Here is a 15778-nt window from a genome sequence, read left to right as displayed (position 1 = left end):
GTGGCGCCAGACCACGCAGCCGGCGCAGCAAGCGGCGTGCGGCGTAACAAAACCAATCGATGGCGCAGACCATCACACCCAACAAGAGGAGACATCATGAAAGCGAACTGCATCAGATGGACGGTAGCGGCGCTGTGCTGGTTCAGCGCCAGCGCATTCGCCCAGAGCGCGTCCGACGAGATTGCCAAATACCGCCAGTTGCTGGCAGACGGTAATCCGGCCGAGCTGTGGGAAATGCGCGGCGAAGAGCTATGGAAGAAAAAAGCCGGTCCGAAAAACGCATCGCTTGAGCAGTGCGACCTCGGCCGTGGACCCGGCGTCGTCAAGGGCGCTTATGCCGAACTGCCGCGCTACTTCAAGGACGTCAACAAGGTGATGGAGCTGGAACAGCGGCTGATGCATTGCCGCATGGGCTTGCAGGGATTGAGCAAGGAGCAGGCAACTGCGCAGCACTTTGGCGCCACCGGCAAGAAATCGGACATCGAGGCGCTGGTGGCCTACATTACGTCCGAATCGCGCGGCATGAAAATGAACGTCAGCGTCGCCCATCCGCAAGAAAAACGCGCCTTCGAACTCGGCAAGACGATGTTCTTCTACCGCGGCGGCGCCTACGATTTTGCCTGCGCCACCTGCCATGCCACCGATGGCCAGCGGATCCGCTTGCAGGACCTGCCGAACATCACCAGCAAGGCTGGCGCCCAGCTTGCGTACACCACCTGGCCGGCATACCGCGTCTCGCAGGGTGAAGTGCGCACCATGCAGCATCGCCTGTATGACTGTTTCCGCCAGCAGCGTTTTCCGGAAGCCGCTTATGCGTCGGATACGATCACCGCATTGACCATGTTCCTGGCTAAGAATGCAGAGGGTGGCGTGTACAACGCACCTGCGCTGAAACGATAAGGGGCCGCCATGAAAAAAACAAGTTTGATATTGGGCGGCATCGTACTGATCGCCGGTTGCGGATCAATGACATCGTCGTCGACGGTCGACTACACGGCCGAGCTGACGCAGATGCTGCGTAATGACTTCAAGTCCAAGGGGCCGGCGACGGTAGAGCGTGTCGTCAACCGCGACGACGCGCAGCAACTGTGCAGCCAGTACACCGAGGGCGTGCCCAAGGAGGTCGCCGCGCGCATCGAAAAGGCGCAACTGCAGACGATCAAGTATCCGGCTGACGGCAAATACCTGGGCGACTGGAAGGAAGGCGAGAAGGTCGCGCAAAGCGGTCGCGGCATGCAGTCTTCTGATGCCGTAGGCGGCGTGAACGGCGGCAATTGCTATGCCTGCCATCAGTTGTCCAAGGCCGAAATTTCATTCGGCAACATCGGCCCCACCTTGTACAACTACGGCAAGCTGCGCGGACAAAGCGACGCCATCATGCAATACACCTGGGGCAAGGTCTATAACGCCCAGGCGTATTCCGCCTGCTCCAACATGCCGCGCTTCGGCCACAACGGTGTCCTGACCGAAAAGCAGATCAAGGACGTGATGGCATTGCTGATGGATCCGAAGTCGCCGGTCAATCAGTAAGCAATACCGGGCAGGCCCGTGTCACGGGCCTGTCTCTTCCTCCCCGGGCGCACCGAGTGGCTGCCGCCCGCTATCATCAATACCGGACGAGACCACAATGGGAATGAACCGACGGGAATTCTTGCATGCCATGGCAATCGCCGCGGCAGGCGGCATGGTGCTGGATTCAAGCAGTGCACTGGCGCAGCAGTCGGCCGATGCGCTGTACGCACTGCCAAAATTCGGTAACGTACACCTGATGCATTTCACCGACTGCCATGCGCAGCTGCTGCCGGTGCATTTCCGTGAACCGAGCGTGAACCTCGGCTTTGGCGAAGCACAAGGACGAGTGCCACACCTGGTCGGCGAGCAGATGCTCAAGGCCAGTGGCATTGCCCCCGGCACGCCGGAAGCGCATGCGTTCACCTACCTGAATTTCGAAGAGGCGGCGCGCACCTACGGGCGCCTGGGCGGCTTTGCCCACCTGTCGACGCTGGTCAAGCGCATACGCGGCGGCCGGCCGGGTGCGCTGCTGCTCGACGGCGGCGATACCTGGCAAGGCTCGGGCACGGCGCTCTGGACCAATGGCCAGGATATGGTGGATGCCGCATTGCAACTGGGCGTGAACGTGATGACCGCCCATTGGGAAATGACGCTCGGCGACAAGCGCGTGAAAGAAATCGTCGAGCGCGATTTCAAGGGCCGCATCGACTTCGTGGCGCAGAACATCAAGACCACCGATTTTGGCGATCCGGTATTTGCGCCCTATGTGATGAAGGAAATGAACGGCGTGCCGATTGCCATCATCGGACAAGCCTTCCCGTACACGCCGATTGCCAATCCGCGCTATATGGTGCCGGAGTGGAGCTTCGGCATCCAGGAAGAGAACATGCAAAAGACGGTCGACGAAGCCCGCGCCAAGGGGGCGAAGGCGGTCGTGCTGCTGTCCCACAACGGCATGGACGTCGACATCAAGCTGGCTTCGCGGGTGCGTGGCATCGATGTCATCCTCGGTGGCCATACCCATGACGCGATACCGCGCCCGATTTCGGTCTCCAACCCGGGTGGCAAGACCCTGGTGACCAATGCCGGCAGCAACGGCAAGTTCCTGGCCGTGCTCGACCTCGACGTGCGCGACGGCAAGTTGCAGGATCTGCGCTACAAGCTGTTGCCGGTATTTTCCAATTTATTGCCGGCTGACCGCGACATGCAGGCGCTGATCGATCGGGTGCGTGCGCCGTATGTCGGCAAGCTCAATGAGCGGCTGGCGACGACCCAGGGCCTGCTCTACCGGCGCGGAAATTTCAACGGCAGTTTCGACCAGTTGATTGTCGACGCGCTGATGGACGTGAAGGGTGCCGAGATCGCGTTTTCGCCCGGCTTTCGCTGGGGCACGACCTTGCTGCCCAACAGCCCGATCCTGATGGAACACCTGATGGACCAGACGGCGACGACGTACAGCTACACCACTCTCAGCACGCTTTCCGGCGACACCATCAAGACCATCATGGAAGACGTGGCCGACAACCTGTTCAATCCGGATCCCTATTACCAGCAGGGTGGCGACATGGTGCGGGTGGGCGGCATGACTTACGCGATCGATCCGCTGGCGAAGATCGGCAGCCGCATCCGTGACATGCGACTCAATGGCAAACCATTGGAAGCCAGCAAGAATTACAAGGTGGCCGGCTGGGCGCCGGTGGCAGAAGGCGCGAAAGGCGAGATGGTATGGGATGTGGTCGGGCAATGGCTGCGCGACCAGAAAACGGTTGCGCCGCGCAAGCTGAACATGCCGCGCCTGCTTGGCGTACAGTCCAACCCGGGCATGGCGGGCTGAAGTCGTGGCATCCAGGCGTGGCATCCAGGCGTGACAGTGAGGCGTGACATCGAGGCGTGGCAGTGATGCGTAGCAGGACGGCATGGTGGCATTGGGCCATGCTGTTGTTCGCCTGCGCGCCGGCTGCCTTTGCGGGCCAGACCATGTTGCCGCACCCATCGGACTTGCGGCAGGAAGCGGCGCTGGTGCAGCGTTGGGGCGAGCCGCTGGTGATCCTGTTTTCCATGCCGGACTGCAGCTACTGTCCCGAAGTGCGTACGAACTACCTGGCGCCCCTGGTGCGCAGCGCCGCGGGCAAGCCGGGCCCGGTAATCCGCGAAATCGATATCACCAGCCAGCAGCCGATGCGGGGCTTCCGTGGCGAAGCGCTGACGGCAGCGCAATTCAGCCGGAACTACAAGATACGGGTGTCGCCCACTGTGCTGATGCTGGATCAGGACGGGACGGTGTTGACCGAGCCCCTGGTCGGTTCGGGCATGGGCGGGTTTTATGGCGCCTACCTGGACCGGGCCTTGCAGTCAGCGCAGGCGGGCTTGCAGGCGCGCCGCAAAGCTGGCGTGCAATAGCAAGAAGCAGTGCGGTGCAAACCGCGGTGCTGCAATGCAGGACAGAATCAGGCTTCTCACCACAAGGTGTCTGGCTGCGTACCCGGGGGCGCGGCTTGCACCTTCTCCAGTGCCGGGTTCGACTGCCACTGCGTGCGCGGCGCTTGTGTGCCGAACCATCCCGGCAGCAAACCAATGATCTTGCGCGCAAGCGCGTAATCGCCTGCCAGGTTGCGGGACTGCGCATGATGCATCAGCCGGATCACCTCGGCGTGCAGGGCGCGATAGGTCGTCAGCGAGGCGCTGCCGGATGCCTGCAGGCGCTGTTCTTCGGCCTGGAATGCATGCGACAGCCGCTGGACGAATGCAGCAAAGCCTGCTTCAAAATAGCAATCAGGCGCCGTGACCAGGCGTTCAAGGTCGGCATGCACGATCGGATATTGACGCGCCGCGCTGGCAACACGCTGTAATTCGCCTGACGCCAAATGCACGTCCATCGCAATCCCCGGCAATGCTGTTGCAGGTGAATATGGCCGGTTGTAATTCCCCGGGGCATCATCCTTCGACTCGATGGTATTTCGTGCAGGAATCTCCGGTTTGATCTTTCTCAAGGCCGGGCGGCGAGCTGCAAGCAGCGGGCGCATCAATATCCACAACGCACTGTGCTTGTTTCGATACCGGTGTGGCGAAAAAGGGACTGCCCGTGCTGGCAGTCCCCTTCTGCTGCTGCGCCGGTTTTCGATTTACAAGTGCCGGTCAAAGGCAGCCTGGTTCAGGCTGTAGTCTGTCACGCCGACCAAAGTGGTGATATCGCCGGCAGCGTTCACATCCCGCGCCAGTATGTTGGTCCAGCGCTTCATGACCTGATCGACTTTCGGATAGCGTGCGTAGATATCTTCCTTGCGCCAGATGCCGCACTTCGGATGCAGCGCCACCTTGTCGCGCGCCATGCGCGCATTCATTGTCTCGCTGCTCATGCTGATATCGTAGTCGCCCGGGCTTTTTGGGTCCGCATCCCAGCGGTGGCCGCGCGGCTTGCGCGGATTCTCGGAATAAAAATTGGTTGATGTGCCCTTGATCGTCAATACGACGTCGGGCAGTCCAGACTCCTTGCAGGCCATCAGGATTTCGCTGGCGAAATGCTGGAACTGTTTGCGGTCTTCAAAGCCCAGCGGCTTGAGCTGCGCAAACAGCTCATACATGTCGTTGCAGTTCAGGCCCAAGGCAGCGAGATCATTGGTGAATGTAGCGCGAGTCATCAGCCAGGCGTTAGCCAGTTTGCGGCGATCGCAATGTGCGTCGAATGTGTCGCTCGTGATCTCGCCGGCAAGTGCGGCAGGTCCATTGTCACCGAAAGTCGCGCCTTTCTCGATGATCGGCACGAGTGCCGGATTGGCAGTGGCCACCACATAGACAGGTGGCAAGTCACGCAGATAGAGCGGGTCATTGCAGCGCGCTGCACGTGGGTGGCAAATGGCCGGTGCGTCCGCCAGGCGCAAGTGCTGGCGTGCACCGTCATGCTCGCTGCTCCTATGGAATTTTATTGCATGACGCCCCGTGAGCTTGTGGATCGCTGCACGGCGAGCGGCTTTGCTGCTGATGCTGTTGATGGTGACCGGGTGCATTTTTTCCCTCCCTGAAGTTAACTTTCCCACAAGGAGCATTGCAAGCGCTGTGCCAGCCTGGCCAAACTTCAACGGAAAATACGCCGGTGTCATGCGCCCGCTGCGGGCCTCCCTCTGAAGTCCGACGATTTTTCGCATTTCTCAGCGCGGGCAGGATCGGATATCGAGGTCGGTGCGCGTGGCGTTCTACGGCTGCTTGTGGTCCGACAGGTGCATGTCCTTGCCTCGACCTGGCCTAACATTCCTGCTGACGGCGAAACAATTGATTGCTTTTTCTGCGCTGGGGCGTCCGTGCGTGCTGGCCTCAGCCAGTCAGGATCGGCGTACTTTCGCGGCTGACCTCGACGGCATGCAGGATCTGTTCGCGCAGCCACTGATGCGCGCGATTGCGGGCATTGCGCTCATGCCAGAGCATGTCCACATGCATTTCCGGAAGCGATATCGGCAATTCTTTCCAGACCAGCGCATCCTTCATGCCGGTGGCGGCGATCAGATGGTAGGGCAGGATCGTGATCAGGTCGGAATTGGCGATCACGCGCCCGGCGGTGAAGTACTGGTGGACCGTCAGCAGCGTGGTGCGCTTGCGGCCGATCTTGGCGAGCTGATCGTCCGCCATGCCATGCCCGCGGCCGGAAAAACTCACCAGCAAATGGTGCGCCTCGCAGAAGCGGTCCAGTGTCATGTCGACCTTCGCAAGCGGATGTCCGGGGCGCATCACGCAAACATACTTGCCGCTGTAGAGACCCTGGTGCTGGATGGTTGACGACAGCGTCCCCTGTCCGGCTGCGAGTTGCGACAGCACGCCGGGGAAAGACCCGACTGCAAGGTCAATGTCGCTGGACAGCAGCAGCGCACGCGGGTCGCGCGTGGTCAGCGGCACCATGCGCACCCGCATGCCCGGCGCTTCGTTTTCGATGGCGCTCACCAGTGTGGGCAAGAACAAGGTGGCGGTCGAGTCGGCCATTGCCAGGCGGAAGGTGAGCTGCACCTTGGACAGGTCGAACACGGCCGGCGCAATCGCGGCCTGCAGTGCAACAAGTGCTTCGCGCACGGTCGGCCAGAGTTCTTCCGCGCGTGGCGTTGCCCGCACGCCGTGCGCCGTGCGGACCAGCAATTCATCCCCCAGCGCATCGCGCAGGCGCTTGAGCGCATTCGACACCGCCGGCTGCGTCATGGCCAGCCGGTCCGCAGCCCTGGTCAGGTTCTGCTCGGACATGACAACGTCAAAAACCCGCAGCAAGTTCAGGTCGAGATTCTTGAAGCTCATGGTTTGCGATGCTCCCCGAAATCAATAGGCTTTCTCTTATTGCACTGGCTTCCAGGCTGCGGCTTTGGCACTGGAGCCGGTGCATCGGTGCCGGGAATGATACCGGCTTATGCACTGGCCTGGGCCAGGCCCATCGCGCACCCTGTCTGAAGCTGCCAGCGCAAATGGAAAAGTGCTGGGCGAACGCATGCTGCATTGGTAGAGTGTCGGCCACAGTGTTCGTCGCCGAACCCCGGTATGTCCGGCCTTTGTCAGGAGGAACCCGGTGGTATCCCGATAACCTCGACCCGGATCCAATCGCCACCCCATGAGCCAACAAACGCCCGACCCGCATGCGCCGCTTTGCGCCGGCCCTGACCGTCACACCCGCAAGCCCGCACTGTTGCTGCCCGCGCTTGCCTGCGATACCCACGCCCATATCCTCGGACCGGCCAGCCGCTACCCGTATATTGCCGAGCGCGTCTATACGCCGCCCGACTGCCTGCTGGGAGATTACCAGGCCATGCTCGCGGCCCTGGGCATCCAGCGTTGCGTACTGGTCCAGCCCAGCGTCTACGGAACGGACAACCGGGTACTGTGCGAGGCGCTGCAGGGGATCGGTCCGGGCAGCCGCGGCGTGGCAGTGATCGACAAGGACACACCCGACGAGGAACTGGCGCAACTGCACGCTGCAGGCGTTCGTGGCGTGCGCGTGAACATCGTGGACTTGCGCGACCAAAGTGCCGGACTTCCGGTTCCAATGCTATATCGGCTGGCCGAGCGGATCGCCGGTCGCGGCTGGCATCTGGAGCTGCTGGCGCACGTGAATGCCTATGCGCAGCTGGACACGGCGCTGGCTGGTTTGCCGGTGCAAGTGGTGTTCGGGCATTTTGGGTATGCACCGGCCGCCAATGGCATGGACGACCCCGGCCTGCAAGCCCTGCTGCGCATGGCCGAACGCGGCCAGGCATGGATCAAGATGACCGGGCCCTATCGTTTGACCAGTGGGCCTTATCCTTACGCGCCGGTGACGCCGGTCGCGCATGCCGTGCTGGCGCGTTGTCCCGATCGCTTGCTGTGGGGCAGTGACTGGCCGCACGTCATGATCAAGGGCGTAATGCCAAACGACGCGGACTTGTTGGACCTGATGGGGGAGTGGGTTGCGGATCCGGCGCTGCGTCAGCAGATCTTGTGCGAGAACCCGGCGCGCCTGTATGGCTGGTAATGAACCTTGGCTTCAAGCCTGAGCTTGAAGCCTGGCGGCCGGCGGCTTGTCGGCTACCCGCCTCCAGGTCGCATCGGTCAGCTACTTCTTTAACTGCAATTCCAGGAATCCCAGCAGCTCGCGGTTGAACAATTCAGGCTGCTCGATATTCGACAAGTGCGCGCTGTCGGGCAACACCGCCATGGTCGAGCCGATGATATGTTCGTGCAGCACCCGCGACTGTTCGACCGTGCACGCCGGATCGCTTTCCCCGACGATGATGTGCGTGGGAACGTGGATGTCCCGCAGCAATCCGGTCTGGCTCATATTGCGCACCGCGCTGGCGCAGCCGATATAGCCTTCTACCGGCGTTCCCAGGATCATCGTCCGCACTTTCCCGATTTCCTGCGGCGCGCGCTGGGCAAAGCCCGGCGTGAACCAGCGCTGCAGCGTGCCGTCGACCAAACCTGCTGTGCCGGCCTCCCGCGCGGTCTGGAGCCGCTGGTCCCACATCGCATGGGTCGGCATCTCGCTGGCCGTGTCGCACAGCGTCAGCGACGCAATGCGCCCTGGGTGGCGCGCGCCCAGGTACTGGCCGATCATGCCGCCTTTCGACAGGCCGACGAAATGGACTTTGGCAATGCCCAGCGCATCGAGCAGGGCGATTGCATCCTGCGCCAGCAACGCGATCGAGTAGGGGGCGGGCGTGACTTCGGTCTGGCCATGTCCGCGGGTATCGGCGCGCAGCACGCGAAAGTGCGCGCTCAGCGCCGCCATCTGCGGCTCCCACATCGACATGTCCGCCATCAGGCTATTGCTGAGCATGACGACCGGCGCCGTTTCGGGGCCATCGAAACGGTAGGCAATCCGGATACCGTTGGCTTGTATGGTGCGTACTGACATCGACAAATCCTTTCTCTTTTTTCTGGGGTTCAGTTCTGGATGACGCTTATTCCGGCTGGATGCCGGCGCTGGCGACGATGCGCTTGTTGGTCGCGATTTCATCCCGCACGAAACGCGCGAATTCCTCCGGCTTCATCGTCGATGCGCCGATGCCGAGCTTGGCAAACTGCTCGCGCACGCCCTTGTCCTGCAGCGCCACGGCGACTTGCGCATTGAGCTTTTGCACGACGTCGGCAGGCGTGCCGGTCGGCGCCCACATGCCGAACCACAGCCCGATGCTGAAATCATTGACGCCCTGCTCGGCCAGCGTCGGCACGTTCGGCAATGCTTCATTGCGCTGCTTCGAGGTGACCCCCAATGCTGTCAACCTGGCGCCGTTGACGTGGCCCACGGCGGTGTTGATCGGCGCCATGTAAAAGGCAGTGCGTCCGGCGATCGAATCCTGGATCGCTTCCGGCGAGCCTTTGTACGGCACATGCATCATCTTGACGCCGGCCACCTGTGCAAAGTATTCGGCAGCCAGGTGGGTCGAGCTGCCGACGCCGGCCGAAGCAAATGGCACCTGGCCGGGTCTGGCGCGGGCCGCATCGATCAGCGCCTTTGGCGTCTGATACGGGCCGTCCTTGCTGGTCACCATGACATAGGGCGTCACGCCCAGCAGTGCGACATCGACAAAGTCCCTGAGCGGATCGTAGGGCAGCTTCTTGTAGATTGCCGGATTGGCCGCGTGTGAAGCGGACTGTACCAGCAGCGTATAGCCATCCGGCGCGGCCGATGCCACTACCTGGGTGCCGATCTGCCCACCCGCACCCGGACGGTTCTCGACAGTGACCGGCTGCTTGAGCGCCTCGCTCATATGGCGGGCAATGATGCGGCCCGCAACGTCGGCGCCCGAGCCAGCGGTCAAGGGCACGATCAGGCGTATTGGTTTGCTGGGCCAGGTGTCGGCCAGGACGTGGCTGCCAGGCAGAGCCAGCGCAGCGACCACCGCCAGAAGGACGAGCTTCATTTTTTTTGTCTCCAGGTGAATTGTTATTAATTTGGCGAGAGCTTAGCACGCCAATTTGCGAGTGGCATTCGGCAAATCCAGCCAAATGCACCCCCAACAATTGGGCGATAAAGGAACAATTAAGCGTTAATCGTTACTAAGCGCCCGACAAATGCTGCGTCCAGTTTCACTCCATCCGCACGGGGAAATCCAATGGCATATCGCACAGGTAATCGAAAAGAGTTGGCCACACCGACGAAAAAGCCGGTCAATCCCCGGCTCAGTTCAGGCCGGGCGACCACGACAGCGCCGCTATCCAAAGCGGCAAGCACCGCAAAGAAAAGCGGTGCAGGCGCGAAAAAATCCGTGCAAGACGAGTTGGTGAGCAACCTGCGGAAAACTGCCGATCGTGGGGCGGCGAAGACAAGGCCGAGATCGCCTGCCTCCTCAAAGGCAGACAAGTACGAAGAGGTCCGGGTGTCCGCCAATTCGTCAGACGACAGCACCTTATCTTCGGCCGAGCTACGTAAAAGCAGGGCGCATGTGCTTAAAGTGATCCCGCGCAAAGCGGCAGTGGCCAGCCCGAAAAATGGGGCTGAAAGCAGCGACAAAGATTCATCGTCAGTGATCGGCTCCGGAGATTCTTCATCCACCTCGCAATCGTCAAAGCGGGTTTCCGTCCGTTCTTCATCGGAAGACAGCTCGAAAAGCGGGGCTGAAAGCAGCGCTGACGATGCGTCGTCAGTAATCGACTCTGTAGATTCCTCGTCCACATCGGCATCGTCAAAGCGCGTTTCCGTCAGTTCTTCATCGGAAGACGAAACGGTGTCCTATTCGGGCGACAGGATGGACGGCTCGCCCGCGACCAAGACACAAAAAAAGCCGCCACCGGCCGCACCGGAAAAGACGCCTGCACCGGCGACGTGGACTGATGTTCAAAAATTGGTGATCTTCAGCGGCAAGCCAGCGCCACACTATCATCGGCAAGCCATTATCGACCTTCAGAAAAAACTGGATCCAGACCTGAAAATTCCACTGATCGTGACCGGCGTCAAATTCGATAAGGATGGGAACGTCGAGTCAATCACGGTCGTCAAGCAAGCGGAGACCGCGGCGATTGTGAAGCAGCATTCAAAACTGGGTTGGGAAGAAAGGCGGATCGAAAGTGGCATGCTGCAGCGCCTGGCGACTGATGGAAATGCCACGACAAAGGACATTCCGATGCAGGGCCGCGATCTCAAGGCGAGCTGGAAAAACATGCGCCTGGCAAAGATCGCCAAAGATAATAAGAAGACGCCTGATCAATTCGCCGCAGAGCTGACTCAATCAGTGAGAGATTCCGTACTGAGTACGAACAAGACGTTAAGCGCAAAGGCAGCCACGGTTCTGGAGCATGTAAGTAGAACCCTGCGCATCAATGATGCCCTAGGCACCGAGGGAATTTTTCGTCTGTCTCCAAGCGCCGCGGATGTTGCACGGGCCGTGTCAGAGGTCCACGACAATGCCGCGATCAAGATAAAGGCGAGTAACCCGGATAAGGCGCTGGAGGCAGTTGCTGTGGCAAAGACGCTTCTCAGGGAGCGCTCCAACAAATTTCTCTCTGTTACTGACGTAGCGGGACTGAATAGCAAGATCGACTCGATGCAGCAGGGAAAAGCAGCCGAGGAAGTCACGGCCTTGCTGCAGAAGCTGCCGCCCGATGAATTGAAAATCTGGGAGACGCTGATCAATCTTTGCTACCAGGTTCAACAAAAGCAAGCAGAGAATAAAATGACTGCAGCCAACCTGGCGATTGTCGTCTGGCCCGGATTGATCAAGAGCAATTCAGATCGCGACATGGGGCCGCAAAGATTGATCGCGCATCTCATTGAGAATGCGCCCCACTATTTCAAGCAACTCGAAGCCGGCCCCAAGCCGTCTCGGTCCAAGACGCCCGCATACCAGGCAGCACTCGACATGCAGTCGCCCTCGGCACTATCGACGCCTACCAGCACGGCCGCGGCCGTTGGACAAAAGCCGATGAAACCTTGGCTTGTATGCCTATCGGCGCTCAGCGATGCGGCCGACGCGTTCGACTATCTGCCCAATCGGTTTGGCTTTACCTACCAGAATGAAACTCCGCCCATGCGCCAGGTTTTTCAGAACGGCACTGTAATGGAGTCTATCGACGTGCCGGCCGGTCTTGAGAAGAGTTATCAGGACGGGAAATTCCTTGAATTTTTTGGGCGGTTCGTGGACAAGGTTCCCAATGGTCGGATTGCTCAGTTGAACCTGATCGATGTTGTCATGCTGCGGGCCATTGAAGATTTGCGCCAGCTAATGAAGGGGAAAATGAGCGATCTGGAGAAAGTCGCTATTTTGGATGCACTCAGCCAGGGTAAAGTTGACCAAGCCAGGGAGCTGTTGCAACGATGCTTGAGTCCCGAGGAGCGGGCTCATGTACATGGCTTTTTTTCGGCGCTTCGCAAGATACTGGATGTGATCGATAAAAACACGGAAGATGAGGAAAAAGAGAGTCTCTCTGTCCTCGGCCTGGCGTCAAATTATTACTTGGCCATTGTTGCGGTATTGGGAGAGACCTCGGATTCACTGTCGGAAATTTGGGGTGCGCATCACCCCGAACTCGTAGCGGAGGAAATGGCGAAGCAGGCAGACGCTACGGCAGGAGGGGTGGCATCCAGGGAAAGTGGCAGGAGGGCCAAGCTCGCAGCGACGGAACTGGGTTCGGACCCGGACAAGTACTTCAAGCCATCGCCGGAGTCACGCAAGCAAAAGTAATGTGACCCAATATGAAGGCATTGGCCAGCCAATGCCAATCTCGCTGTTTGCAAAGGCCAGATGGGCATCCATCTGGCCTTTCGTATTTCCGCCGCCCGCATCAGCCCACCCACACCGTCGGCGGTTCATCCTTATAATGGCCAGCGGTACAGAGCTGGCCATTATAAGGAACTTCAATATGAAAAAACTGATCATCGGTGTCGCCACCTGCTTGTTCGCCCTTTCGGCATCCATCGCGTCCGCGCAAATGTCCCGGCTCAGCGAGGCGCAGATCGCCCTGATCGTCGTCACTGCCAACACGATCGATATCAACGCCGGAAAGCTCGCCATCAAGCAGTCGAAAAACAAAGAGGTGCTGGACTTTGCCCGGCAGATGGTGAGTGACCACACCGCTGTCAACAAGGCGGCGACGGACCTGGTGAAAAAGCTGAAGATCAAGCCCGCGCAGAGCGACAACGTCAAGAACCTGAAAGGCGACGCCGCCGAGGTCACGGCAAAGCTGAAGAAGCTCAAGGGACCGGCGTTCGACAAGGCCTATGTCGACAATGAAGTGACGTATCACCAGGCCATCATTGACGGCCTCGACAACAACCTGATACCCGGTGCAAGGAACGAGGAGTTCAAGGCTTTGCTTGAAAGCGTGCGGCCGGCATTCGTGGCGCACCGTGATCACGCCAAGGCGCTGTTGCAGAGCCTGCAATGACGCAGGCTGTTCGTCCGGATTTTTGCTGATCGCTTTTTTTATGCCGGGCCGTGCGTCGGCTACTCAAGGCGCTGTCCAGGAGAATGGACGGTCTGAAATCGTCTTGTTTCCCCTCAGGACAGGCTCGTCCTCGCTCGTCACGTTTGGCTGGCAATCGCTGAGTTCGCCCTGTTTACCGCCTGCAATCGGGATTAGTGCACTATAGTAGACGTTGAAACAAGGGAAAATCCTGGCGACCAGGGCTTGCTGCTGTGCGGGGTTTCTCCCTTGTTGTGGTCCGAAAGTGTCTGCTGCATCTGCACACGTCGCTTACAGGGCGCGGGGAACATGCAAATGCACCGGTGAGGCTGTGTACTTTCGATCGGAATATAAAAATCCAGACGGAGACAAAAATCTTGAAGAAATACGCCTTTGTACTTGCAGCAGGCCTGATCGCACTTACCCCGTTTGCCAGTGCGCAGTCCAATGTGGCTGATTACCCGAACAAGCCGATCCGTTTCATGGCCGGCTTTCCCCCTGGCGGCGTGGCTGATATTGTTGCCCGCATTGTCGCCAATGCCATGTCGCAACGGCTGGGTCAACCGATATTGGTCGATAACAAGGCCGGGGCCGGCGGCGTGATCGGTGCAGATGCCGTTGCCAAGTCGGCGCCGGATGGCTATACCATCGGTATCGGTACTTCGGGGTCGCTTGCGGTCAACGTGACCTGGATGCCTAACCTGCCGTATGCCCCTTTGAAAGATTTCGAGCTGGTGTCGAAGATCGTCGACAACCCGATGGCGCTGGTCATCAATCCTTCACTGAATGTCAATACGCTGCAGGAATTGATCACGCTGGCAAAGTCCAAACCGAAGCAGTTTACCTACGGTTCGGCCGGGGGCGGAACCTCGATGCATCTGGCCGGCGAGTTGTTCAAGCAGATGGCGGCCGTGGATATCGCCCACTCACCGTACAAAGGCAGCAACCCGGCGATGGTCGATTTGCTGGCCGGTCATATCCAGATGGGCATCATCGACCTGGCGACGGTCAAGCCCTTCCTGGAAACCGGACGCCTGAAAGCACTTGCGGTCACCTCCAGCAAACGCTCCGCGATTGCGCCCGAGTTGCCGACCATGGCTGAGGCCGGTGTGCCCGGTTATGAACTCACCTCGTGGGTCGGGCTCATCATGGCGGCGGGCACGCCACCGCAGATCGTGAGCCGCATCAACAAGGAGCTCGTCGCATCCTTGAACGACCCGGCTGTCCGGCAGCAATTGCTGAATGCGAAAACAGAGCCGGTGCCAGGTTCCTCGGCTGACATGCGGGCGGCAGTTGCGGCGGATATCGAAAAATTTGCGAAACTGATCAAGTCGGCGAACCTGAAGCCGAACTGATGCACCGGCTTGCCTAGCCAACTTTTTGGCCAGTTGCTGATCCTGAAACAGTCAAGGGCTTACGCGAAAGCGTAAGCCCTTGTGTCTTATTGCGCCTGAATTCGACCCGAAAAAGAATCAGATTCGGACCAAGCCATTGTTTTCATTGGCTATTGGCCCGAAGCGTCACATCCCTCCTGTGCCCGTCATCGCCCTTTGCACATCTCCCCCGATTTTCCGCAAATCCAGTGGGATTCCTTCAGAAAATAGCCGATCGGGCAACTTTTTTGCGCCTATGCGCGCCAGCGTACAGAAGGAAAAATACACATTCCTTACCCTGAGGGGCGTCGTGCACTGCGATGGCTTTGAAACTGCCCGCCGAGAATTTCTGATGCGAGTTTGTCGCCTGAGTTTTCCCTTCAGATAGCCTCATTTTGTAGAAATAGACCATGTCAAACACAAGTGCGAAGCAGACTCCCGAAAACCTGGTTGCCAAGGCGGACGGCGTTTCTGAGGCACAGCATCAGGAAGTGCTGCTCAAGGCCGGCGCATTGCAGCGGGCGATTTTCGGCAGTGCCAATTTTTCGAGCATTGCGACTGACGCGCGGGGCGTGATCCAGATTTTCAACGTTGGCGCCGAGCGCATGCTGGGATACACGGCTGTCGAAGTGATGAACAAGATCACGCCGGCCGAGATTTCCGACCCGCAGGAAGTGATCGAGCGCGCCAAGGCCCTCAGCATCGAGCTCGGTACCCCGATTGAGCCGGGCTTTGAAGCGCTGGTGTTCAAGGCCTCGCGCGGCATCGAAGACATTTACGAACTGACCTACATCCGCAAAGACGGCAGCCGCTTCCCGGCGGTGGTATCGGTCACGGCGCTGCGTGACGATGACAACGCCATCATCGGCTACCTGTTGATCGGCACCGACAATACCGCGCGCAAGCAGGCGGAAGATGCGCTGCTCAAGGCGGGCGCGCTGCAGAAAGCGATCTTCGACAGCGCCAACTTTTCCAGCATCGCCACCGACGCCATGGGCGTCATCCAGATTTTCAACGTCGGAGCCGAGCGCATGCTGGGCTACACGGCC

At 59.6% G+C, this 15778-nt stretch carries 14 protein-coding genes; 9 read left to right on the top strand and 5 right to left on the bottom strand.

The genetic code is table 11. The features are described 5' to 3' along the window. The first annotated feature begins 96 nt into the window (after positions 1-96). The 4 genes from soxA (at position 97) to Q7T64_RS01040 (ending at position 3912) form a co-directional block, all read left to right on the top strand. Positions 97-900 (top strand): sulfur oxidation c-type cytochrome SoxA, encoded by an 804-nt coding sequence (gene soxA, locus Q7T64_RS01055; protein ID WP_304789703.1) that lies wholly within the window; start codon positions 97-99, stop codon positions 898-900. A gap of 66 nt (positions 901-966) precedes the next feature. Continuing rightward, positions 967-1530, top strand: coding sequence for a sulfur oxidation c-type cytochrome SoxX (gene soxX / locus Q7T64_RS01050; protein ID WP_304789795.1), 564 nt, complete (start codon positions 967-969; stop codon positions 1528-1530). Between the two features lie 103 nt (positions 1531-1633). Further along, positions 1634-3346, top strand: a complete 1713-nt coding sequence (gene soxB / locus Q7T64_RS01045) for a thiosulfohydrolase SoxB (protein ID WP_304789700.1) — start codon at positions 1634-1636, stop codon at positions 3344-3346. A 65-nt stretch (positions 3347-3411) separates the two neighbouring features. Continuing rightward, positions 3412-3912 (top strand): thioredoxin fold domain-containing protein, encoded by a 501-nt coding sequence (locus Q7T64_RS01040; protein ID WP_304789697.1) that lies wholly within the window; start codon positions 3412-3414, stop codon positions 3910-3912. Between the two features lie 56 nt (positions 3913-3968). Here the strand turns inward: Q7T64_RS01040 and Q7T64_RS01035 are convergent, their stop codons facing one another. The 3 genes from Q7T64_RS01035 to Q7T64_RS01025 form a co-directional block, all read right to left on the bottom strand. Continuing rightward, positions 3969-4388 carry a hypothetical protein gene (locus Q7T64_RS01035; protein ID WP_304789695.1) on the bottom strand — a complete coding sequence of 140 codons (420 nt, stop codon included), beginning with the start codon at positions 4386-4388 and terminating at the stop codon, positions 3969-3971. 246 nt (positions 4389-4634) lie between these two features. Beyond that, the gene (locus Q7T64_RS01030) at positions 4635-5516 is read right to left on the bottom strand and encodes a hypothetical protein (RefSeq protein ID WP_304789691.1); all 882 of its coding nucleotides are present in this window, start codon (positions 5514-5516) and stop codon (positions 4635-4637) included. Positions 5517-5820: 304 nt separating this feature from the next. Continuing rightward, the gene (locus tag Q7T64_RS01025) at positions 5821-6783 is read right to left on the bottom strand and encodes a LysR family transcriptional regulator (protein WP_304789685.1); all 963 of its coding nucleotides are present in this window, start codon (positions 6781-6783) and stop codon (positions 5821-5823) included. A 307-nt stretch (positions 6784-7090) separates the two neighbouring features. Here Q7T64_RS01025 and Q7T64_RS01020 point away from each other — a divergent pair, with 307 nt between their 5' ends. Then, on the top strand, positions 7091-7987 hold the full coding sequence (locus Q7T64_RS01020; protein ID WP_304789683.1) for an amidohydrolase: 897 nt from the start codon (positions 7091-7093) through the stop codon (positions 7985-7987). A gap of 81 nt (positions 7988-8068) precedes the next feature. Here the strand turns inward: Q7T64_RS01020 and pcaD are convergent, their stop codons facing one another. Beyond that, complete coding sequence (pcaD, locus tag Q7T64_RS01015; protein ID WP_304789681.1) at positions 8069-8869, bottom strand: 3-oxoadipate enol-lactonase; 801 nt, start codon at positions 8867-8869, stop codon at positions 8069-8071. Between the two features lie 46 nt (positions 8870-8915). Then, complete coding sequence (locus tag Q7T64_RS01010) at positions 8916-9878, bottom strand: tripartite tricarboxylate transporter substrate binding protein (RefSeq protein ID WP_304789678.1); 963 nt, start codon at positions 9876-9878, stop codon at positions 8916-8918. 192 nt (positions 9879-10070) lie between these two features. On the opposite strand from Q7T64_RS01010, the gene Q7T64_RS01005 reads away from it, so the two are divergent. The 4 genes from Q7T64_RS01005 to Q7T64_RS00990 all read left to right on the top strand — a co-directional run. Further along, positions 10071-12635 (top strand): Rho GTPase-activating protein, encoded by a 2565-nt coding sequence (locus Q7T64_RS01005; RefSeq protein WP_304789675.1) that lies wholly within the window; start codon positions 10071-10073, stop codon positions 12633-12635. 178 nt (positions 12636-12813) lie between these two features. Next, positions 12814-13338: a DUF4142 domain-containing protein gene (locus tag Q7T64_RS01000; RefSeq protein WP_304789672.1), complete on the top strand. Its 525-nt coding sequence runs from the start codon at positions 12814-12816 to the stop codon at positions 13336-13338. A gap of 395 nt (positions 13339-13733) precedes the next feature. Then, positions 13734-14711, top strand: a complete 978-nt coding sequence (locus Q7T64_RS00995) for a tripartite tricarboxylate transporter substrate binding protein (RefSeq protein WP_304789667.1) — start codon at positions 13734-13736, stop codon at positions 14709-14711. Positions 14712-15139: 428 nt separating this feature from the next. Then, positions 15140-15778 (top strand): PAS domain S-box protein (locus Q7T64_RS00990; RefSeq protein WP_304789664.1); only part of this gene is annotated, 639 nt, incomplete at its 3' end.

It is taken from the genome of Lacisediminimonas sp., from assembly GCF_030645335.1.
GTDB lineage: Bacteria > Pseudomonadota > Gammaproteobacteria > Burkholderiales > Burkholderiaceae_D > Lacisediminimonas.
Note: the sequence above shows the minus strand (reverse complement) of the source record. Positions and strands in the feature narration are given on the sequence as shown.

Coding starts and splice junctions, on each gene's coding strand:
- soxA (WP_304789703.1), top strand. CDS start 97: ATGAAAGCGAACTGCATCAGATGGACGGTAGCGGCGCTGTGCTGGTTC.
- soxX (WP_304789795.1), top strand. CDS start 967: ATGACATCGTCGTCGACGGTCGACTACACGGCCGAGCTGACGCAGATG.
- soxB (WP_304789700.1), top strand. CDS start 1,634: ATGAACCGACGGGAATTCTTGCATGCCATGGCAATCGCCGCGGCAGGC.
- Q7T64_RS01040 (WP_304789697.1), top strand. CDS start 3,412: ATGCGTAGCAGGACGGCATGGTGGCATTGGGCCATGCTGTTGTTCGCC.
- Q7T64_RS01035 (WP_304789695.1), bottom strand. CDS start 4,388: ATGGACGTGCATTTGGCGTCAGGCGAATTACAGCGTGTTGCCAGCGCG.
- Q7T64_RS01030 (WP_304789691.1), bottom strand. CDS start 5,516: ATGCACCCGGTCACCATCAACAGCATCAGCAGCAAAGCCGCTCGCCGT.
- Q7T64_RS01025 (WP_304789685.1), bottom strand. CDS start 6,783: ATGAGCTTCAAGAATCTCGACCTGAACTTGCTGCGGGTTTTTGACGTT.
- Q7T64_RS01020 (WP_304789683.1), top strand. CDS start 7,091: ATGAGCCAACAAACGCCCGACCCGCATGCGCCGCTTTGCGCCGGCCCT.
- pcaD (WP_304789681.1), bottom strand. CDS start 8,869: ATGTCAGTACGCACCATACAAGCCAACGGTATCCGGATTGCCTACCGT.
- Q7T64_RS01010 (WP_304789678.1), bottom strand. CDS start 9,878: ATGAAGCTCGTCCTTCTGGCGGTGGTCGCTGCGCTGGCTCTGCCTGGC.
- Q7T64_RS01005 (WP_304789675.1), top strand. CDS start 10,071: ATGGCATATCGCACAGGTAATCGAAAAGAGTTGGCCACACCGACGAAA.
- Q7T64_RS01000 (WP_304789672.1), top strand. CDS start 12,814: ATGAAAAAACTGATCATCGGTGTCGCCACCTGCTTGTTCGCCCTTTCG.